The organism is Microbacterium sp. GbtcB4, assembly GCF_019091465.1.
Taxonomy (GTDB): Bacteria; Actinomycetota; Actinomycetes; order Actinomycetales; family Microbacteriaceae; genus Microbacterium; species Microbacterium paraoxydans.
In genome coordinates, this window is record NZ_JAGXJJ010000383.1 from 1 (window position 1) to 245 (window position 245).

Below are 245 nucleotides of genomic sequence, written 5' to 3' on the forward strand. Positions count from 1 at the left end.
GCTCGGTGCCGACACCCCGACGGATGACGGGGAGGGCGAGACCCCCCCCCGCCCGGATGGGAGCGGCCTCGCGGCGATCGCGGGTGCGGCCATCGATGCCGGAGTGGCCGCTCTGACGGGCGCGAACTCCCAGGTCCCGAGCGCGGGCTCGGCGATCAAGGTCGACGGCCGCCGCGCCCACGACCGCGGCCGTGCGGGGGGGGGGGAGGACCTCCCGCCGCGGGGCGGCGGCGGGGCCCCGTCCG

1 pseudogene is annotated in these 245 nt (G+C 80.8%); it reads left to right on the top strand.

Annotation, left to right across the window (positions count from 1 at the left end):
* Window positions 1-245, top strand: a pseudogene (locus KVS71_RS18235) (tRNA pseudouridine(55) synthase TruB); the annotation flags it as partial.